Annotated in this window: 19 protein-coding genes; 13 read left to right on the forward strand and 6 right to left on the reverse strand. The window is 73.9% G+C overall.

Annotated features, from left to right (window positions below):
• Positions 1 to 3: 3 nt before the first annotated feature.
• Genes Aeryth_RS00490 through Aeryth_RS00500 form a run of 3 tightly spaced genes read right to left on the reverse strand, consistent with a single transcriptional unit; the run spans position 4 to position 1922 of the window.
• Positions 4 to 510, reverse strand: coding sequence for a low molecular weight protein-tyrosine-phosphatase (locus tag Aeryth_RS00490; protein WP_144433611.1), 507 nt, complete (start codon positions 508 to 510; stop codon positions 4 to 6).
• A 3-nt stretch (positions 511 to 513) separates the two neighbouring features.
• The gene (locus Aeryth_RS00495) at positions 514 to 897 is read right to left on the reverse strand and encodes a phage holin family protein (protein WP_067853181.1); all 384 of its coding nucleotides are present in this window, start codon (positions 895 to 897) and stop codon (positions 514 to 516) included.
• Positions 898 to 956: 59 nt separating this feature from the next.
• On the reverse strand, positions 957 to 1922 hold the full coding sequence (locus Aeryth_RS00500; RefSeq protein ID WP_067853183.1) for an EamA family transporter: 966 nt from the start codon (positions 1920 to 1922) through the stop codon (positions 957 to 959).
• A 77-nt stretch (positions 1923 to 1999) separates the two neighbouring features.
• On the opposite strand from Aeryth_RS00500, the gene hisC reads away from it, so the two are divergent.
• Positions 2000 to 3070: a histidinol-phosphate transaminase gene (gene hisC / locus Aeryth_RS00505; protein ID WP_067853186.1), complete on the forward strand. Its 1071-nt coding sequence runs from the start codon at positions 2000 to 2002 to the stop codon at positions 3068 to 3070.
• Between the two features lie 385 nt (positions 3071 to 3455).
• Here the strand turns inward: hisC and Aeryth_RS00510 are convergent, their stop codons facing one another.
• The gene (locus Aeryth_RS00510; RefSeq protein WP_067853189.1) at positions 3456 to 5186 is read right to left on the reverse strand and encodes an NAD(P)/FAD-dependent oxidoreductase; all 1731 of its coding nucleotides are present in this window, start codon (positions 5184 to 5186) and stop codon (positions 3456 to 3458) included.
• A gap of 176 nt (positions 5187 to 5362) precedes the next feature.
• Between Aeryth_RS00510 and pdhA the strand changes: the two genes are divergently transcribed.
• The 3 genes from pdhA to Aeryth_RS00525 are packed head-to-tail and all read left to right on the forward strand — an operon-like array spanning position 5363 to position 8916.
• Positions 5363 to 6523: a pyruvate dehydrogenase (acetyl-transferring) E1 component subunit alpha gene (gene pdhA / locus Aeryth_RS00515; protein WP_067853193.1), complete on the forward strand. Its 1161-nt coding sequence runs from the start codon at positions 5363 to 5365 to the stop codon at positions 6521 to 6523.
• Positions 6520 to 7536 carry an alpha-ketoacid dehydrogenase subunit beta gene (locus Aeryth_RS00520; RefSeq protein WP_067853195.1) on the forward strand — a complete coding sequence of 339 codons (1017 nt, stop codon included), beginning with the start codon at positions 6520 to 6522 and terminating at the stop codon, positions 7534 to 7536. Before pdhA ends, Aeryth_RS00520 begins: the two co-directional genes overlap by 4 nt.
• A 12-nt stretch (positions 7537 to 7548) precedes the next feature.
• On the forward strand, positions 7549 to 8916 hold the full coding sequence (locus tag Aeryth_RS00525; RefSeq protein ID WP_067853198.1) for a dihydrolipoamide acetyltransferase family protein: 1368 nt from the start codon (positions 7549 to 7551) through the stop codon (positions 8914 to 8916).
• A 140-nt stretch (positions 8917 to 9056) separates the two neighbouring features.
• Here Aeryth_RS00525 and Aeryth_RS00530 read toward each other — a convergent pair whose 3' ends face one another.
• Positions 9057 to 9692, reverse strand: a complete 636-nt coding sequence (locus Aeryth_RS00530; RefSeq protein WP_067861146.1) for a DUF1684 domain-containing protein — start codon at positions 9690 to 9692, stop codon at positions 9057 to 9059.
• Between the two features lie 10 nt (positions 9693 to 9702).
• Positions 9703 to 10395 carry a YoaK family protein gene (locus Aeryth_RS00535; RefSeq protein WP_067853202.1) on the reverse strand — a complete coding sequence of 231 codons (693 nt, stop codon included), beginning with the start codon at positions 10393 to 10395 and terminating at the stop codon, positions 9703 to 9705.
• 84 nt (positions 10396 to 10479) lie between these two features.
• On the opposite strand from Aeryth_RS00535, the gene Aeryth_RS00540 reads away from it, so the two are divergent.
• From Aeryth_RS00540 to Aeryth_RS00580, 9 genes are all read left to right on the forward strand, one after another.
• Complete coding sequence (locus Aeryth_RS00540; RefSeq protein WP_067853205.1) at positions 10480 to 11574, forward strand: acetamidase/formamidase family protein; 1095 nt, start codon at positions 10480 to 10482, stop codon at positions 11572 to 11574.
• Positions 11571 to 13097 (forward strand): AtzH-like domain-containing protein, encoded by a 1527-nt coding sequence (locus Aeryth_RS00545; protein WP_067853208.1) that lies wholly within the window; start codon positions 11571 to 11573, stop codon positions 13095 to 13097. The genes Aeryth_RS00540 and Aeryth_RS00545 overlap by 4 nt, the downstream gene beginning before the upstream one ends.
• A 96-nt stretch (positions 13098 to 13193) precedes the next feature.
• The gene (uraD, locus tag Aeryth_RS00550; protein WP_067853211.1) at positions 13194 to 13685 is read left to right on the forward strand and encodes a 2-oxo-4-hydroxy-4-carboxy-5-ureidoimidazoline decarboxylase; all 492 of its coding nucleotides are present in this window, start codon (positions 13194 to 13196) and stop codon (positions 13683 to 13685) included.
• Positions 13682 to 13987 carry a hydroxyisourate hydrolase gene (gene uraH, locus Aeryth_RS00555; protein ID WP_067853213.1) on the forward strand — a complete coding sequence of 102 codons (306 nt, stop codon included), beginning with the start codon at positions 13682 to 13684 and terminating at the stop codon, positions 13985 to 13987. Before uraD ends, uraH begins: the two co-directional genes overlap by 4 nt.
• Positions 13988 to 13989: 2 nt before the next feature.
• Positions 13990 to 14892, forward strand: coding sequence for a factor-independent urate hydroxylase (gene pucL / locus Aeryth_RS00560; protein ID WP_067853216.1), 903 nt, complete (start codon positions 13990 to 13992; stop codon positions 14890 to 14892).
• 71 nt (positions 14893 to 14963) lie between these two features.
• Positions 14964 to 16301 (forward strand): allantoinase AllB, encoded by a 1338-nt coding sequence (gene allB / locus Aeryth_RS00565; protein WP_067861147.1) that lies wholly within the window; start codon positions 14964 to 14966, stop codon positions 16299 to 16301.
• A gap of 50 nt (positions 16302 to 16351) precedes the next feature.
• Entirely contained in the window at positions 16352 to 17551 is a 1200-nt protein-coding gene (locus tag Aeryth_RS00570) for a pyridoxal-phosphate-dependent aminotransferase family protein (protein WP_236749784.1), read from the forward strand.
• Positions 17548 to 18822 (forward strand): allantoate amidohydrolase, encoded by a 1275-nt coding sequence (locus tag Aeryth_RS00575; protein WP_067853222.1) that lies wholly within the window; start codon positions 17548 to 17550, stop codon positions 18820 to 18822. The genes Aeryth_RS00570 and Aeryth_RS00575 overlap by 4 nt, the downstream gene beginning before the upstream one ends.
• Positions 18819 to 19682, forward strand: a complete 864-nt coding sequence (locus Aeryth_RS00580; protein ID WP_067853225.1) for a MurR/RpiR family transcriptional regulator — start codon at positions 18819 to 18821, stop codon at positions 19680 to 19682. Before Aeryth_RS00575 ends, Aeryth_RS00580 begins: the two co-directional genes overlap by 4 nt.
• The last annotated feature ends 3 nt before the right edge of the window (positions 19683 to 19685 follow it).

The following is a 19685-nucleotide window of genomic DNA, read 5'->3' on the forward strand; positions in this document are numbered from 1 at the left end:
AGGTTACCCCGTGGCCTCGGCGCGGAGCCGGGGCACGGCGGCGACGATCGCGTCGCTGGTGCGCTCCACGACGGCCAGCACGCGCTGGAAGCCCTCCGGCCCGCCGTACCAGGGGTCGTCGACCTCCTCGTCGCCCTCGGTGGCCTCCGGGTCGAAGGACCGGAACATCCGCACGCGGCCGGCGTCGGCGACGGTCGGGGCGAGGTCGGTCATGTCGGCGAGGTTGCTGGCGTCCATCGCGAGCATCAGGTCGGTCTCGGCGTAGGTGTCGCGCGTGAAGGTGCGCGCCCGGTGCCGGCTCGGGTCGTAGCCCGCGTCGCGCAGGGCGGCGGCCGCGCGCTCGTCCATCGCCTCGCCCTCGTGCCAGCCGCCCGTGCCGGAGGAGGTGACGACGACGTCGTCGGCGAGCCCGGCGTCGGCGAGTCGCTGCTCGAGCACGACGTGGGCCATCGGCGAGCGGCAGATGTTGCCCAGGCAGGTCACCTCGAGGCGCAGGGGTGCGTCGGCCACGGCTCAGTCCTCCGCGAACGAGCCGAGCACGGCGTTGACGACGGAGATGACGATCGAGGCCAGCACGGCCCAGCCGAAGCCGTCGATGAAGAACGGCGCGTTCAGGGCGTCGGCGATGCGCGACGTCAGGAGCAGCAGGACGGCGTTGATGACGACCAGCAGCAGGCCCAGGGTGAGGATGATGAAGGGCAGCGAGAGCAGCTTGATCACCGGGGCGACGAACGTGTTGACGACGGCGAAGATCGCGGCGACCACCGCCAGCGTGATGAGCCGTTCGGAGGTCGTGTCGGTCGCGGTGCCGATGCTCATGTGCGTGCCGAGCAGCCACGCGGCGGTCGCGAGGGCCGCGGCACCGAGCACCCAGGAGGTCAGAAGTCGGGAGAGCATGCGTCGATCATGGCAGCGTGCGCGACGTCGGCGCGACGTGCGCCGGAACGCGTTCCGCGTCAGGTGAGCGGTGGCAGCTCGTCGGGGTGCGGGTCGCGCCGTGCGGTCTGCGCCAGCACGATGCCGAGGAGCACCATGGCGACGCCGCCGAGCTGCACCGCCGTGAGCGACTCGGCGTACCAGCCCCACCCGACGAGCGACGCGACCACCGGCTCGAGCATCGCGACGACGCTGACCACGGTCGCCGGGAGGGCCCGCAGGGCGAGCAGCAGGAGGAAGAACGGGGTGACGGTGCCGAGCAGCACGATCCACGCCATCGCCGCCCAGGCCGGGACGGTGAGGTCGTCGAGCCGGCCGAGCATCGAGGCGTCGGCGCCGAGCGCGTCGGCCCGCCACACGGGTGCGACGACGTTCATGAGGACGGCGGCGAGGGCGAACGCCCAGACGATGTGGTGGAGCGGGTCCGCGGACACCCCGTCGTCCTCGCCGAGCAGGAAGTAGCTCGCGAAGCAGACCGCCGCCAGCAGCGCCGCGGCGACGCCGAGGCCGTCGAACGCGAGCCCGGACCACACCTGGCTCACGACGGCCAGCCCGGCGAGGGTGAGGCCCAGCGCCGGCCACATCCGTGCGTGCACGGGACGGCGTCGGGCGAACCGCACCCACAGCACGACCAGGACGGGGCCCGTGTACTCCAGCAGCAGGGCGATGCCGAGCGGCAGGCGGTTGATGGCGACGTTGTAGAAGCCCTGGAGCCCCGCGATGCCCAGCACGCCGAGGCCCAGGAGCAGGGGGAGGCGGCGCAGCGTCGGCAGGCGCAGCGCGCGCCGGTCGACCACGAGCGCGACGACCACCAGCACGACGAGGGCGGCCGTGATGCGGACGGTCGTGAACGTCGCCTCGTCGGTGCCGGAGCGCAGGGGGATGCGCGACGCGCCCGCGTTGAGGCCGAACAGGACGGCGGCCGTGAGGACGAGCGCGTACCCGACCAGGGGCGACCGCACGACACGCTGCTCGGAGAGGCTCACGGCAGCATCATCGTGGCCTGCGGTGCCGGGGACGTCGGCGGGTCGAGCCGGGAGGCGGGGGGCTTACGCTCGGGCCCATGACCGTCCCCTCGCCCCGTCCCGTGTTCGACGCGATCCCCGGGTACAAGGCCGGTCGGCCCGCGGAGCACGACGAGCTGAAGCTGTCGAGCAACGAGAACCCGTTCCCGCCCCTGCCGGGCGTCGTGGAGCGGGCCGCGGCCGAGCTGGCGCGCATCAACCGCTACCCCGACGCCGGGGTCGCGCGGCTGCACGCGGCGCTGTCGCGGCACCTGTCGCGCCCGGAGGACACGTTCGCCGCCGGCACCGGCTCGGTGGCGGTGCTGTTCTCGCTGCTCGACGCGTACTGCGGCCCGGGCGACGAGGTCGTGACGGCGTGGCGCTCGTTCGAGGCGTACCCGATCGCCGTCACCGTCACGGGCGCCACGCACGTGACGGTGCCGCTGCGTGCCGACCACACCCACGACCTCGACGCGATGGCCGCCGCCGTCACCGACCGCACGCGCGTGGTCGTGGTGTGCACGCCCAACAACCCGACCGGTCCCGTGGTGCGGCACGACGAGCTGGAGCGGTTCGTCGCCGCCCTGCCGTCGTCGGTGCTCGTGGTGGTCGACGAGGCGTACGTCGAGTTCGTCCGCGACCCCGACGCCGCGCGGGGCCTCGACCTGCAGGCCCGCTTCGACAACGTGCTGGTGCTGCGCACCTTCTCGAAGGCCTACGGGCTCGCGGGGCTGCGCGTCGGCTACCTCGTCGGCCACCCCGACGTCGCCGCGGCCGTCCGCAAGGCGACGCCCCCGTTCAGCGTCAGCGACGTCGCGCAGGCTGCCGCGGTGGCGTCGCTGGACGCCGCCGACGAGCTCGCCGCCCGCGTCGAGGAGGTCGTGCAGGGTCGCGCGCTGCTGCTGGAGGGCCTGCGCGCCCAGGGCTGGACCCTGCCCGACAGCCAGGCGAACTTCGTGTGGCTGCCGTCGGACCAGGGCCCGCAGCTCGCCGAGGCCTTCTGGCCCGTCGCGGTCCGCCCCTTCCCGGGCGCGGTGGCGGACGGCGGCGGCGTGCGGGTCAGCGTCGGCACGACGTCGGCCAACGAGCGCCTCCTCGACGTCGCCGCGCGCCACCTGACGGGACGGTAGCGTCTGGGCCTGCGGCTGCCCATCGGTGGCGGGGCAACCGCAGGAGTGCTCTTCAGGTTGAGGATCCACCGCTGGGCGCTGTGGGCGCGGATCGGTGGCTGAGCAACCGCAGAGCCGCTCCTGCGGTTGATGATCCACCGATCGCACGGTGGAGAGCCCACCGCGCCCCCTCAGCGGTGAGAATCCCACCTTCTCGGCGCTGGGACGGTGGAGAACCCACCGCCGGAGGGGTCGCGCGCCCCATGCGGTGGAGAACCCACCGCCAAGGGGAGTGGAGCCCCGGGAGCGGAGCCGCCCCGCGCCCACCGCCGGTCGGGGCTTCTCGGGACGCAGGTCGAGACCCACCGCAGCCCACGCAGCCGCAGGCCGAGACCCCACCCCAGGATCAGGGCGCCAGCCAGGCGTGGATCAACGGCACGACCGACGCGCCCTCGCCGCTGGCGGAGGCGACGCGCTTCATGGAGCCGGAGCGGATGTCGCCCACGGCGAACACGCCGGGTGCGGTGGTGGCCAGGGTGTCGGGCGGGACGATCGCGTCGGAGGCCCACGGGCCGGGCACGCCGCCCGGGCCGAGCCAGGCCTCCTTGGGCACGTCGCGGCCGGTGAGCACGAAGCCGCGCGGGTCGCGCGCGACCGTCGGGGGCAGCCAGCCGCAGGTCGGCCGGGCGCCGAGCAGGAGGAACAGGCCCGCGGCCGGCACGCGCTCGACCTCGCCCGACGCGTTCGTGCGCAGGTCGAGCCACTCGAGCAGGCCCGCGCCGCCGCCGTCGACCACCTCGACGCCGACCCGCACGTGGACGCGCTCGTTCCAGCGCAGCTCGTCGATGAGGTACTGCGACATCGTCTCGGTGAGGTCGCGGCGGACCACGATCGTCACCGACGACGCGAAGCGGGCGAGGTGGATCGCCGCCTGGCCGGCGGAGTTGCCGCCGCCGACCACGACGACGGGCTGGCCCTCGACCTCCGGGGCCGCCGTCATCGCGGACCCGTAGTACACGCCGCGACCCACGAGCTCCTCGACCGACGCGACGCCCAGGTGGCGGTAGGCGACACCCGTCGCGATGACGACGGAGCGCGCCCGCACGTGCCCGCCGCCGGGTGTGGTGAGCACGTGCTCGCGCTCGTCGTGGGCCAGCGACGCGTCGCACGGCTGCAGCGCGTCGACCTCCCAGCCGGTGAGGAAGCGTGCGCCGAAGCGGACTGCTTGGTTGCGGGCGCGCTGCGCGAGCCGCATGCCCGACACGCCTCGCGGGAAGCCGAGGTAGTTGCGGATCATCGAGCTCGTGCCGGCCTGGCCGCCGACCGCCTCGGCCTCCAGCACGACGGTGCTGAGGCCCTCGCTGGCCGCGTACACGGCGGTGGCGAGACCGGCTGGCCCGGCACCGACGACGGCGACGTCGACCACGTCGGTCAGCACCGTCTCCCCGCTGGAGCCGTTCAGGGCCTGCGCGACCTCGCGCACCGACGTCGCCACGAACGGCGCGCGGTAGACGCTCGCCACCACCGGCTCGCCCGGCGCCTCGGCCGTGCCCGACTCCTGGCGCGTGGTGGCGAGCTCGGCCAGGATCTCGCGGCCGACGTCGCTGTCGGGGTGGTGGACGCCCGCGGGGATACCCATCCGGTGGGCGAAGTCGCGGACGGCCGCGGTGAGCGGGTTGCCCGGCCTCGACACGAGCCGGATGGTCTCGACCTCGGGTCGCGCCACGGTGGAGCCCCAGTCCGACAGCAGCTCGACGACGGCGGCGTGGAACTCCTCGTCGCGCAGGCCGCGGGGCATGAGCAGGAAGGCGTCGAACTTCCCGTGTGCCAGACCCGGGCGCAGGCGGGCGCCCTCCTCGAGGAACCGCTCCCAGGGCACCGTCACGAGCCGGCGGGCCGTCGGGACGACGCGCCGCCACGCGGCGAACGACGTCCAGACGTCGGCGTCGGGGAGGCCGGCGTCCTGCACGAGCAGGGCGATCTGCCGGTCGGCGGCGCACAGCCGCTCGAGCAGCGCGGTCGCGTCGGCGCACGTGCGCACGACGCGGACGTCGTAGTCGCGGTGGTAGCGACGGAACTCGTCGTCGAGGTGGGAGGCGTGCTCGTCGCTCGCCAGGACGATCACCGGGTGGTCCACGGAGCCAGTGTAGGAAGCCGCGCACTTGGCGTCGTCCCTGCGACCGGCTACGGTGACGACAGGTGTGACTGCGGTCACGCCCCCGACCAGGACGTCTGCGCCACCACTGCAGGCCATCGGTCCCGTACCGCCCCACCGCCGTGGAGACCCCACGCCGGACGCGAGAGGAACAGCGCATGACCGTACCCGTGCACACCCCCGGCCCCGAGACGGTGCGGCCGGTGACCACGCCGGCCACCGTCGACACCGAGCTCGTCCAGCTCCTGACGCCCGAGGGACGGCGTGTCGAGCACGAGCGCTACGCCTTCGACGGCGACGACGAGAGCATCCGGTCGCTGTACCGCGACCTCCTCCTCGTCCGGCGGATCGACCACGAGGCGCACGCGCTGCAGCGTCACGGCGAGCTCGGCCTGTGGGCGCAGTGCCTGGGCCAGGAGGCCGCCCAGGTCGGCTCGGGCCGCGCGCTCCGTACGCAGGACTTCGCGTTCCCGACCTACCGCGAGCACGGCGTCGCCTGGTGCCGCGGCATCGATCCGGCCAGGCTGCTCGGTCTGTTCCGCGGCGTGGAGCTCGGCGGCTGGGACCCCGCCGAGACCGGCATGGCGCTCTACAGCATCATCATCGGCGCGCAGACCATGCACGCCACCGGCTACGCCATGGCGCTGCAGCGCGACGGCGCCGTCGGCACGGGCGACCCGGCGCGCGACGCCGCCGCCCTCGCGTACTTCGGCGACGGGGCCAGCAGCCAGGGCGACGTGCACGAGGCGTTCGTGTGGGCGTCGTCGTTCAACGCGCCCGTCGTGTTCTTCTGCCAGAACAACCACTGGGCCATCTCGGTGCCGCTCGCGCGCCAGAGCCGCACCCCGCTCGTGCAGCGCGCCGCGGGCTACGGCTTCGGCGGCGTGCGCGTCGACGGCAACGACGTGCTCGCCGTGCACGCGGTCACGCAGGCCGCGCTGCAGCGGGCCCGCGACGGCGAGGGTCCGACGCTCGTCGAGGCGGTCACCTACCGCATGGGTGCGCACACGACGTCCGACGACCCGACCCGCTACCGCGACACGGCGGAGGTCGAGGCGTGGCGGCACCGCGACCCTCTGGCCCGGGTGGAGCGCCACCTGCGCGAGCTCGACACGCCCGAGTCGTTCTTCACCGACCTGCAGACGGAGGCCGACGACCTCGGCGCCCACCTGCGCGAGGCCTGCCGGTCCCTGCCCGAGCCCGACCTCGGAGCGCTGTTCGACGGCGTCTACGCCGACGCGCACCCCGAGCTGGCCGCGCAGAAGGCCGAGTACCTCGCGTACCGCGACTCCTTCGACACCGAGGGTGGTGCGGCATGAGCACCAGCGCCAGCACCGCCACGAGCGAGCGCACGTCGGCGGTGGGCCAGCGGCTCAGCCTCGGCAAGGCGATCAACGCCGGTCTGCGGGCCGCCATGGAGGCCGACCCGAAGGTCGTCGTCATGGGGGAGGACGTCGGCCCGCTCGGCGGCGTCTTCCGGGTGACGGAGGGCCTGCAGAAGGACTTCGGTGACGACCGGGTCATCGACACGCCGCTGGGCGAGTCGGGCATCGTCGGGGCCGCCGTCGGCATGATGCTGCGCGGCTATCGGCCGGTGGTGGAGATCCAGTTCGACGGCTTCGTCTACCCCGCCTACGACCAGATCGTCAGCCAGGTCGCCAAGCTGCACGCCCGCAGCCAGGGCGTCGTGCGGATGCCGGCCGTCATCCGCATCCCGTTCGGCGGCGGCATCGGCGCGGTCGAGCACCACTCGGAGAGCCCGGAGGCGCAGTTCTGCCTGACGGCGGGGCTGCGCGTGGTGAGCCCGTCGAACGCCCACGACGCGTACTGGATGATCCAGCAGGCGATCGCGAGCGACGACCCGGTCGTGTTCATGGAGCCCAAGCGTCGCTACTGGGACGCGGGGCCGGTGGGCCAGGAGTCGACGCCGCTGCACGCGTCGCAGGTGGTGCGCGACGGTCGCCACGCCACCCTGCTCGCCTACGGGCCGATGGTCCGCACGTGCCTGGAGTCGGCGGAGGCGGCCGCGGAGGACGGCGTCGACCTCGAGGTGATCGACCTGCGCACCCTCAGCCCGCTCGACCTCGGGCCCGTGCACGAGTCCGTGCGCCGCACCGGTCGCGCGGTCGTCGTGCACGAGGCGTCGCGCACGCTCGGCCTCGGCGCCGAGATCGCCGCCCGCGTGCAGGAGGAGTGCTTCTACTCCCTCGAGGCGCCGGTGCTGCGCGTCACCGGCTACGACCTGCCCTACCCGCCCAGTCGGGTGGAGGAGGAGTTCCTGCCCGACCTCGACCGTGTGCTCGACGCCGTCGACCGCGCGATGGCGTTCTGAGGGGATGAGCTGATGAGCGAGTTCAGGCTGCCCGACGTGGGCGAGGGACTGACCGAGGCCGAGGTGCTCACGTGGCACGTGGCCGTCGGCGACGTGGTCGAGGTCAACCAGACGATCGTCGACATCGAGACCGCGAAGTCGGTCGTGGAGCTGCCCAGCCCGTTCGCGGGCGAGGTGACGGCGCTGCTGGTGCCGGAGGGCACGACCGTGCCGGTGGGCACCCCGATCATCGCGATCGGCGGGCCGACGGGGCCGGTCGTCCCCGACGACGCGTCGTCGCTGGTCGAGGCCGACGAGCCGGCGGACGACGAGGGGCCGGCGGACCCGTCGGCCGGGGAGAAGCGCGAGCCCGTGCTGGTCGGCTACGGCGTGCGCACCGCCTCGACGCGCCGACGTCGGCGCAAGGGCGACGCGTCCGTGCAGGCCGCTGAACCGTCCGGTGGGGTGACCACGCTGGAGCGGCCGACGGAGTCCGAGCCGCGCCCGCGTGACGTGCGGGCCCTGGCGAAGCCGCCGGTGCGCAAGCTGGCGAAGGACCACGGTGTCGACCTGCTCGACGTGCCGTGCGACGGTCCGGTGGTCACACGCGCCGACGTCGAGGCGTTCATCGCCGGCCGACGTCCCACGGTCGCGGCGCCCGCTGCCGCGCCGGTGCGGTCGGTGGAGGGTGACACGCGCATCCCGGTCAAGGGCGTGCGCAAGGCCACCGCGCAGGCCATGGTCAGCTCGGCGTTCAGTGCACCGCACGTCACCGAGTGGGTCACGCTCGACGTGAGCGCGACGATGGAGCTCGTCGAGCGGCTCAAGGCCGACCGTCGGTTCGCGGGCGTGAAGGTGTCGCCGACGCTCGTCGTCGCGAAGGCCGTGTGCCTGGCGCTGTCGCGCACGCCCGAGCTGAACGCCAGCTGGGACGAGGCCGCGCAGGAGATCGTGCTGAAGGGGTCGGTGAACCTGGGCGTCGCCGCGGCCACCGACCGTGGGCTCGTGGTGCCGAACATCCCGGGTGCCGACCGGATGAGCCTGCTGGAGCTCGGGGAGGCGCTGGCCGACCTGACGGCCACCGCCCGCGCCGGCCGCACCCAGCCCGCGCAGATGAGCGGCGGCACGTTCACGATCACCAACGTCGGCGTGTTCGGCGTCGACGCGGGCACGCCCATCCTCAACCCGGGCGAGACGGGCATCCTGTGCGTCGGGCAGATCGACCGGCGTCCCTGGGTGGTCGGACCGGATGCCGGAGGTGCCGAGCGGATCGAGCCGCGGTGGGTCACGACGCTCGCGGTGAGCTTCGACCACCGGGTCGTCGACGGCCAGCAGGGCTCGCGCTTCCTCGCCGACGTGGCGTCGATCCTGCGCGACCCCGCCCTCGCCCTCACCTTCTGACCGCATCTCGCCCGCGCAGACGGTGCGCGTTTGCGTGGGGCCCCACGCAAACGCGCAGTTCGGGCGCATGGTTGCGGTGGGGGGAGCCTGTTTGCGTGGGGCCCCACGCAAACAGGCTCGACCGGTCGGGTGGTGGGGGGTCAGGCGGGGAGGCGCTCGCCCGCCTCGACGACGTCGGTGATCGTGTTGCCCGGCGACGCGAGGGGGCAGCGCCAGCGGTCGTCGTAGCGGCACGACGGGTGGTAGGCGAAGTTGAGGTCGAGCACGACGGTGTGTCCACCCTGGGGAGTCGGCCGGCCGCCGAGCCACGACCCCTTCGCGGTGTCGAGCAGGTAGCGGCCCGCGCCGTACGACGCGGCGCCATCGGCGCGACCCGACGTCGCGTCACGCAGGGGCACGAAGATGCCGCCGGCGTACTGCTGCAGCGTCCACACGTCGAGCGTCGAGCCCGACGGGAGCGCCAGCTGCCCGGTCCGCAGCATCGTGACGTCGCCGTCACCGCCTCCGTCGACGACGCGCTCGTCGGGGTCCCACGCGTCGGTCGGTGCGGGCAGGAGCGGGAGCTCGAACCGCCACGCCGGGTCGTAGGGCCAGTACGGCAGGCCGGTCTCGCGCAGCGGGTCACGCGCCGGCAGCGGCGACTGCGGGTGGTTGCGGAACAGCTCGTCGCGACCCTGCCGCCACGTCGCGTGCCCCCGTTCGGGGTCCGGGTCCGCGCGGACCTGCTCGTAGAGCGCGGCCACGCGCACCCGCCAGTCGACCAAGGTCAGCAGCACACCGCCCAAGCTACGGCGCGGACGCGGGGACCGCAGCTCGCGCGTGCAGCGCCCCCACCAGGCACACGACCAGCGTGACCGCGGCCGCGAGCAGCAGACCGGCCCCCAGGTGCCAGCGCAGCAGCAGGGCACCCGCCGCCGCGCCCGCGAGGATCAGCACCACCGCCGCCACGCGCCGACCCGACCCGCCACCCTTGCCGTTGCCGAGCACCGAGTCGGCGGCCAGACCCGTGATGGTCGACGTGACGACCACGGTGGTGACGTCCTTGACGGCGATGAACCGCGCGGTCGCGGCCTGCAGGCCCATCGCCGCACCGAGCAGCGTCGTGATGACGACCTGGCCCGCGTGGCCCACGTCGTCGCCGACCACGAACAGCACGACGCCGAGCGCGAGGATCGACGCACCGACGCAGGCGATCAGCGTGGTGGTGCGTGCCGACCAGCCCGTCCGCGCGCCCTTCAGCACCCGGCCGCCGAGCGCCGCGCCCGCCAGGAACCCGACGAGGGCGAGCGCGGGTCCGAGGATCGGGAGGTCGTCGGCACCGACGACGGCCATGCCGAGGATCACGACGTTGCCGGTCATGTTGCCGGTGAACACGCGGTCGAGACCGAGGTAGCCGACGGCGTCGATCACCCCCGTCGAGAAGGTGAGGGCGAGCATGAGGACGAGGTTCATCCGGTCGGACGTGATGCGGCGCAGCATCCCCAGAGTCTGACGGCGGGGTGGCGCGGCGCCGTGGCCGGGATGTCACGAGTCCGTGACATGAGGTCTCTAGGGTGTCCGTCCATGACCACCCGCCAGGGCCTCCCACGCAGCACGCCGCTCGACTCCGCACCCCTCCACACGGGCACCGGCGTCCCGTCCGACGCGACCTACCTGCCGTCGACGGGCGACCACGTGCTGTGGGGCCGGCTGCCCTGCGCCACCGACCGCGCCGTGCTGTCCGTCGAGCCGGGCGAGGAGGTCGTGGTCGACACGATCAGCCACGAGGGGATCCTGGAGGACCAAGGTCGCGACCCGCGTGCGTTCTTCGAGCCGCACGGCGTCGACGTGCTCGACGACGCCGTGGCGCTCGCCGCCTCGGGCTACGCGCGGACGTTCGGGGTCGACGGTCCGCACGTGGTCACCGGACCGATCGAGGTCCGTGGCGCGAGGCCGGGCGACCTGCTGGCCATGACCCTCGTCGACGCGCAGCAGCGGGTGCCGTACGGCGTCGTGTCGAACCGGCACGGGAGGGGCGCGCTGCCCGGCGAGTACCCGCTCGACGGCGACGTCTTCAGCGTGTTCGCCCGCGCCGAGGGCGACACCGGGGTGATGACGTACGGACCGCAGGACGAGCGCACCGTCCGGTTCCCGCTCGCGCCGTTCCTCGGCATCATGGGCGTCGCGGTGGCCGGCGACGAGCGGCCGCACACCGTGCCGCCCGGTGCACACGGCGGCAACCTCGACATCAACCTGCTCACCGCGGGCGCGACGCTCTACCTGCCCGTGCAGGTGGCCGGCGCGCTGGCCTACGTCGGCGACCCGCACTTCGCGCAGGGTGGCGGGGAGGTCGCACTCACCGCCATGGAGGCGTCGCTGCGGGCGACGGTGCGGCTCGACGTCGTGCCCCGCGAGGAGGCCGTGGCGCAGTTCGGCGAGCTGGTGGGCCCGCTGGCCCGCACCCGCGAGTACCTCGTGCCGACGGGCCTCGACCCCGACCTCGACGTCGCGACGCAGAACTGCGTGCGTGCGGCGATCGGCCTGCTGCAGGCGCGCTACGGGATGGACCCGCGGCACGCGTACGCGTACCTGAGCGCAGCCACCGACTTCGACATCAGCCAGGTGGTCGACGTGGTCAAGGGCGTGCACGCCCGGATCCGGCTGGCGGACTTCGCATGAGCGACGACGCTCCCGAGGGGCTGCTCGAGGCGTTCTGGGCGTACGAGACGGCGCTGATGTCCGACGACCTCGAGACGCTCGACGCGCTCTTCGCCGACCGTCCCGACACGCTGCGCGGCGACGCCGCCGGGGTGCTCGTGGGCCACGAGACGATCAGCCGGTTCCGCGGGTCGCGCGGGGGCGCGCCGCGGCGCACGATCGCCGAGGTGCACGTGCGGGTCGTCGACGCGACGCACGCGCTCGTCGTCGCGGTCACCGCCCCGGAGCGTGGCGGCCGCGGCCAGCAGACCCAGCTGTGGGAGCGGACCGAGGTGGGCTGGCAGGTCACGGCCGCCCACGTCGCGGTGCCGGCGCCCGCGGTCGACACCCGGGTGTGGCGGGCCGTCGGCGACCCGCTCGTGCGACCCGGGACCGGCCCGCTGTCGGGCGAGAGCGTCGCGGTGAAGGACCTGTTCGCCGTGGCCGGGCAACCGGTCGGCGCCGGCAACCCGACCTGGGCCGCGAACGCGCCCGTGGAGTCGAGCCACGCGTGGGCCGTGCAGACCCTGCTGGGAGCCGGCGCGTCGGTGCGCGGCATCGCCCGCACCGACGAGTTCGCCTACAGCCTGGCCGGCACGAACGCGCACTTCGGCACCCCGCCCAACGCGCAGGCGCCCGGACGCATCTCGGGCGGGTCGTCGTCGGGATCGGCGTCGGCCGTCGCGCTCGGCCACGCGACGATCGGGCTGGGCACCGACACCGGCGGCTCGATCCGGGTCCCGGCCGCCTACCAGGGTCTGTACGGCATGCGGCCGACGCACGGAAGCGTGCCGACCGCAGGGCTGATGCCGCTCGCCCCGTCGTTCGACACGGTCGGGTGGATGACCCGCGACGCCGGCCTGCTGCGCCGGGTCGGCTCCGTGCTGCTGCCCGCCGCGGCGCCGCGTCCGTTGCGCGACGTCGTGGTGGTGCCCGAGCTGCTCGCCCTCGCGTCGCCCGACGTGCGGGCGGCGGTCGAGGGGTTCCTCGGCGCTGGTCCGCGCGGCGGCACGGGCTGGGGCGGCGACGGCGGCACCGTCGTCGAGGAGTCCTGGGACCTGCCGGAGACGTGGCCGGAGGTCTTCCGGGTGCACCAGGCGGCGCAGGCCTGGCAGAGCCACGGTTGGTGGCTGCGCACCCGCCTGGACTCCCTGGGCGCCGACGTGCGCAGCCGGTTCGAGGCGGCCGCCGAGATCGACCACGACACCGCCGTGCAGGCCGCCGACGACGCCGCCCGCGCGCGCGACGCGGTGCGTCGGCTCGTCGGCGACCGGGTCGTCGTGCTGCCGTCAGCCCCGACGGTGGCGCCGGAGCTGGGTGCCGACCTCGGCGAGGTGCGTGCGGCCACCCTGCGCCTGACCTGCGTGGCCGGGCTCGGCGGGCTGCCGGCGGTCAGCGTCCCGCTCACCACGTCCGACGGCCTGCCGTGCGGCGTCTGCCTCGTGGGCCCGCCCCGCCGCGACCTCGACCTGCTCGACCTCGTGACGGGTCCGCTCCACGCCTGACGGCGAGTCCGCGGGGGCCGTTACCCGGATGAAACGCGGGTTGCACGCGCCGTAACACGATGGTCCTAGCGTTCCTCGGGACGAGGGAGGGACCACGTGGACATCACGACGTTCGACACGGCCGACGCCGAGAAGGCCGCTGCCGTGCTGCGCGCGTGCGCCGACGTCGGCGCGTGGGTCGACGCCCTCGTCGCGGGTCGCCCCTACGGGAGCGTCGAGGCGCTCGTGGCACGGGCCGACGCGCTGGCCGCGGGCTGGACGGGTGCGCAGGTCGAGGCCGCGCTCGCCGACCACCCGCGCATCGGGGAGCGGCACGTCGGCACGGGTCGCAGCGCCGAGCTCTCCGGCCGCGAGCAGTCCGGCGTCGACGCCAGCGTCGACACCGCGGCACGGCTCGCGGCGGGCAACGCGGCCTACGAGGAGCGGTTCGACCGGATCTTCCTCGTGCGCGCGGCCGGTCGCAGCGCCGAGGAGATCCTCGCCCTGCTCGAGCAGCGGCTCACGCACGACCCCGAGACGGAGCTGGCGGTCACCGCAGGCCAGCTCCGCGAGATCGCCCTGCTGCGGCTGGAGGACACGTTCGCATGACCACCCTCTCCACCCACGTGCTCGACGCCGCGCTCGGTCGCCCGGCGGCCGGCCTGGTCGTCTCGCTCGACGACTCGGTCACCGCGACCACCGACGCCGACGGCCGGATCCGGTTCGACGACCCCGTCGACCTCGGGGTCCACGAGCTCGTCTTCGCGACCGGCCCCTGGTTCGCCGACCAGGACCGCAGCACCTTCTACCCCGTCGTGCGCGTCGCGTTCGAGGCCGGGACGGGCCAGGAGCACCACCACGTGGCGCTGCTGCTGAGCCCGTTCGCCTACACCACCTATCGAGGGAGCTGACCATGGCGACGGGCGACATCGTGCTGGGACCGAACCAGTACGGGAAGGCCGAGAACCGGCTGGTGCGGATCACCCGCGACACCGATCGGCACGAGATCGAGGACCTCAACGTCACCTCGCAGCTGCGCGGCGACTTCGTGGCGTGCCACGTCGAGGGCGACAACAGCCAGGTCGTGGCCACCGACACGCAGAAGAACACGGTCTACGCGTTCGCGCAGCAGCACGGCATCGGCTCGCCCGAGCAGTTCCTGCTCACCCTCGGCGAGCACTTCGTCACCAGCTTCGACTGGGTCTGCGGCGGACGCTGGGAGGCCGAGCTCTACGCGTGGGAGCGGATCGCGGTCGACGGCCGGCCGCACGACCACTCCTTCGTCCGCACCGGCCGGGAGGTCCGCACCACCGTCGTGCAGAAGGACGGCGACCAGACGTGGGTGCTGGCCGGGTTCAAGGACGCGACGGTGCTCAAGTCGACCGGCTCGGAGTTCCACGGGTTCCCCCGCGACCGGTACACGACGCTGCGCGAGACCACCGACCGCATCCTCGCCACGTCGGTCACTGCGTGGTGGCGCTACACGAGCACCGACGTCGACTGGAACGCGCGCTACGAGGCGATCAAGGCCGTGCTGCTCGAGACGTTCGCGAGCGTGCACTCCCTCGCCCTGCAGCAGACGATCTTCGCGATGGGCCGCGCCGTCCTCGAGCAGTTCGACGACGTCGCCGAGATCAGGCTGTCGTGCCCCAACAAGCACCACTTCCTCGTCGACCTCGAGCCGTTCGGGCTCGACAACCCGAACGAGGTCTTCTTCGCCGCCGACCGCCCCTACGGGCTGATCCAGGCCACCGTCCAGCGCGAGGGCGCACCGCAGGCCCCGCAGGCGTGGGCCACCGTGCCTGGCTTCTGCTGAGCGCACCGACACACGAGAGCGAGCACGACGATGACCGCACGAGCGACCGCGGCGAGGGGCTGACCACGCCGATGCGACTCGACGCGATCCAGGCCCAGCAGGTGCTCGTCAACGGGCAGTTCCGTCCCGCGACCCTGACGCTCGACGACGGACGGGTCACGGCCGTCGGACCCCTCGACGACGTCCCGGCCGGCGAGGTCCACCGCGTCCCCGACACCGCCTACGTGGTGCCCGGCGTCGTCGACACGCACGTGCACGTCAACGAGCCGGGCCGCACGGAGTGGGAGGGCTTCAGCTCGGCCACCCGGGCCGCCGTCCTCGGTGGCGTGACCACGCTCGTCGACATGCCGCTCAACTCCGTGCCCCCGACCACGACGCTCGAGGGCCTGGCCGCCAAGCGCGCGGCGGCCCAGGGCCAGCTCGCGGTCGACGTCGGCTTCTGGGGCGGCGCGGTGCCGGGCAACGTCGCCGACCTCGAACCGCTGTGGGACGCCGGCGTGTTCGGCTTCAAGTGCTTCCTCAGCCCGTCGGGCGTCGAGGAGTTCCCGCCGCTGGACCGCGCCGAGTTCGACGCCGCGCTCGCGGAGGTCGCCCGGCTCGACGCGCTCATGATCGTGCACGCCGAGGACGCCGCGATCCTCGACAGCACGCCGGCGCCCGGCAGCCGCGCGTACCGCGACTTCGTGCTCTCGCGGCCCGACGCGTCGGAGGTGTCGGCCATCCGCCAGGTCGTCGACGGCGCCCGGGAGACAGGGGCGCGGGTGCACGTGCTGCACCTGAGCAGCGCGCGGGCGATCGACCTGATCGCCGACGCGCGGGCCGAGGGTCTCCCGCTGACCGTCGAGACCTGCCCGCACTACCTCACCTTCAGCGCCGAGACGATCCCCGACGCGGCGCCGGAGTTCAAGTGCTGCCCCCCGATCCGCGACGCCGGCAACCGCGAGGCGCTCTGGCAGGCCCTCCAGGAGGGGCTGGTCGACTGCATCGTCAGCGACCACTCGCCGTCGACCGTCGAGGAGAAGCTGAAGGGCGACGGCGACCTGCAGCAGGCGTGGGGCGGCGTGTCGGGCCTGCAGGTCGGGTTCGCCGTCCTGGCGCACGAGGCGCGGCTGCGCGGCATCCCGCTCGAGCGACTGAGCCGCTGGATGTCGACGAGCACCGCCGACCTCGTCGGACTGTCGCGCAAGGGACGCATCGCCGTCGGCGCCGACGCCGACCTCGCGGTGTACGACCCCGCCGTCGAGCTGCACGTCGAGGCGGCACGGCTGGCCCACAGGAACCCGATCTCCGCCTACGACGGGCTGCGCCTCGCAGGCCGCGTGGTCAGCACCGTCGTGCGAGGTGAGCTGGTCGACGTCGACCAGGTCTACCACCGCCACGGCCGGCAGCTCGAGAGGCCGTCGTCGTGACCCCGCACCTTGTCGCACCACCGATGGAAGGACCCATGGACACCGCTCCCGTGAACCCCCCGCCCCGCCTGCTGATGGGACCCGGTCCGATCACCGCCGACCCGCGCGTGCTGCGCGCGATGTCGGCCCAGCTCGTCGGCCAGTACGACCCGGCCATGACCGGCTACATGGTGGAGGTCATGGGTCTGTACCGCGAGGTGTTCGCGACGGCGAACGAGCAGACCTTCCTCGTCGACGGCACGTCGCGCGCCGGCATCGAGGCGGCCCTCGTCTCGCTCCTGGAGCCCGGCGACCGGGTGCTCGTGCCGGTCTTCGGACGGTTCGGCCACCTGCTCGCCGAGATCGGCGAGCGGTGCGGGGCCGAGGTGCACACGATCGAGACCGACTGGGGCACCGTGTTCGCGCCCGAGCAGGTCGAGGCGGCGATCGTCGAGGTCCGGCCGAAGGTGCTCGCGGTCGTGCAGGGCGACACCTCCACGACCATGTGCCAGCCCCTGGCCGACCTCGGCGAGATCTGCCGACGGCACGACGTGCTGCTGTACTGCGACGCCACCGCCTCCCTCGGCGGCAACCCGTTCGAGACCGACGCGTGGGGGATCGACGTCGCGACCGCCAGCCTGCAGAAGTGCCTGGGTGGTCCGTCCGGCTCGTCGCCGATCACGATCTCGCCGCGTGCCGTCGACGTCATCGACGGTCGGCGGCACGTCGAGGCGGGCATCGCCGAGGAGCGCGACGTCGCGCGGGGCGTGCGCATCGCCTCGAACTACCTCGACCTCGCGATGATCATGGACTACTGGGGTCCGCGCCGGCTCAACCACCACACCGAGGCGACGACGATGCTCTACGGCGCGCGCGAGTGCGCGCGGCTGCTCGTGGAGGAGGGGATGGACGCCGCCGTCGAGCGGCACCGTCTGCACGGCGCCGCGATGCTCGCCGGGGTGCGTGGGCTCGGTCTGGAGGTCTTCGGCGACGTCGACCACAAGATGAGCAACGTCGTCGCGGTGCACATCCCCGACGGCGTCGACGGCGACGCCGCGCGGGCGGTGATGCTCGAGGACTTCGGCATCGAGATCGGCACCTCCTTCGGACCTCTGCACGGCAAGGTCTGGAGGATCGGCACGATGGGCTACAACGCCCGCAAGGACGCCGTGCTCGTCACGTTGGCCGCGCTGGAGCAGGTGCTGCGGTCCGGTGGTGTCGCCGTGACAGCCGGCGGTGGCGTCGGCGCTGCGCAGGAGGTCTACGCGTGAGCGCCCCGACGGACCTGCCCACGAGCGGCGCCGCGGTCGGCTCGGCGGCCGAGGTGCTGGCCCGGTGCGCCGAGCTGGACCTCTACTCCTCCCACCCCGAGCACCTGGAACGCGTCTACCTGTCGCCGGAGCACGCGGCGGTCAACCGGGTCGTGGCCCGGTGGATGACGCGCGCCGGCCTCGCTCCGCGCCAGGACGCGGCCGGCAACCAGTACGGCCGACGCGAGGGCCGCGAGCCGGGGCTGCCCGCCCTGCTGCTCGGCTCTCACCTCGACACCGTCCCCGACGCCGGCTCCTACGACGGCATGCTCGGCGTGCTCATGGGCATCGCGGTCGCCGAGCGGCTCGGCGACCGGGTGGACGACCTGCCGTTCGCCCTGGAGGTGGTCGGGTTCAGCGACGAGGAGGGCACGCGGTTCGGCAAGGCGCTGCTGGGCAGCTGCGCGGCCGCCGGCACGTGGGACCCCGCGTGGTGGGACCTCTGCGACGCGGGCGGCATGACGCTGCGGACCGCGTTCGAGGAGTTCGGGCTCGACCCGCGCGCCGTCGGCACCGCCGCGCGGCGTCCGGATGAGCTCGTGGGCTACCTCGAGGCGCACATCGAGCAGGGCCCCTACCTCGAGGAGGCCGACGCCTCGCTCGGGTACGTGACCACCATCGCCGGCGCGCGGCGCTTCGTCCTGGAGGTGGAGGGCGAGGCCCGCCACGCCGGCGGGACGCCCTACGACCGCCGCAAGGACGCCATGGTCGGCGCCGCGGAGTGCATCACGGCGATCGAGCGCATGGTCCGCCCGTCGGGCTGCATCGCCACGACGGGCCGGATCGAGGCCCGCCCGGGCGCGGTCAACGTGATCGCGGGGCACGTCGAGGTCAGCCTCGACCTGCGCGCGCCCACCGACGCCGCCCGCGACGCGATGTGGGAGGACCTGGAGGCCGAGCTGCAGCGGCTGTGCGCCGCGCGGGGGCTGGGGCTGCGGGTCACCGAGACGCACCGGGCGCCCGCGATGCCGTGCGCGCCCTGGCTCACCGACGCCGTCGTCAGCGGCATCGTGGGCACGGGCGACACCACCCCGATGGGGCTGTGGAGCCGCGCCGGCCACGACGGCATGGCCGTCGGGGCCGTCACCGACGTGGCCATGTTGTTCGTACGCTGCCACGACGGCGTGAGCCACCACCCCGACGAGGACGTCCGCGAGATCGACGTCGCGCGCGGGCTCGACGCCTTCGAGGCCGCCGTCCTCGAGGTCGCGGCGAAGGTCGCAGCCTCATGAGCACCACCGCCCTGGACCCGTCAGGGGCTCCCCGCGAGGAGGCGCGGCCGATCGAGGTGCGCATCACCGAGAAGTACGCCGACCTCGCCCCGCAGGAGCGCCGCGCGGCCGACGTGCTGCTCGAGCACCTGCACGACCTCGCCATGTACCGCGCGTCGGAGCTCGCCGACCTGGCCGGTGTCTCCAAGGCGACGATGAGCCGGCTGTTCCGCCGGCTCGACTACGAGGACTTCACGCAGGTCCGCGACCAGCTGCTCGTCCTGCGCAACGCGGGCCTGCCGGTGCCGGTGGGGGCGCCGCCGAGCGTCGCGCGCCACCTGGAGACCGAGGTCGAGCACCTGCACCGCGTGCTCACCGCGGCCGAGGGTGCGATCGAGCAGGCGGCGGCGCTGCTGGCCGGTGCCGCGACGGTGACGGTCGTCGGGATGCGCAACAGCTACCCTGTCGCGCTGCACCTGACCCAGCAGCTGACGCAGGCGCGGACCGGCGTCGGGGTCGCGCCGTCGCCGGGGCAGTCGCTGTCCGACGAGGTGGTCGGTCTGGGCGCCGACGACGTCGTGGTCGTGGTCGCGTTCCGTCGCCGCCCGCCCGAGATCGCCGCGCTGCTCGACCTCGTCAGGTCCCAGGGCGCCCGGGTCGTGCTCATGGCCGACCCGTCGGGCCGCCGGCTCGCGTCGCCGGGCGACGTGTGGATCGAGTGCGGCGCCTCGACGCAGGCCGCGTTCGACAGCTACGCGGCGGCGATGAGCGTCGTCGCGGCGCTGTCGTCGCGCGTCCTCGACGCGCTCGGCCCGGCGGCGGGCCAGCGGGTGGCCGCGATCGCGGCGGCCTACCGCGCGCTCGGCGAGATCGAGGACTGAGGC

The sequence above is a fragment of the Aeromicrobium erythreum genome, assembly GCF_001509405.1.
Taxonomy (GTDB): domain Bacteria; phylum Actinomycetota; class Actinomycetes; order Propionibacteriales; family Nocardioidaceae; genus Aeromicrobium; species Aeromicrobium erythreum.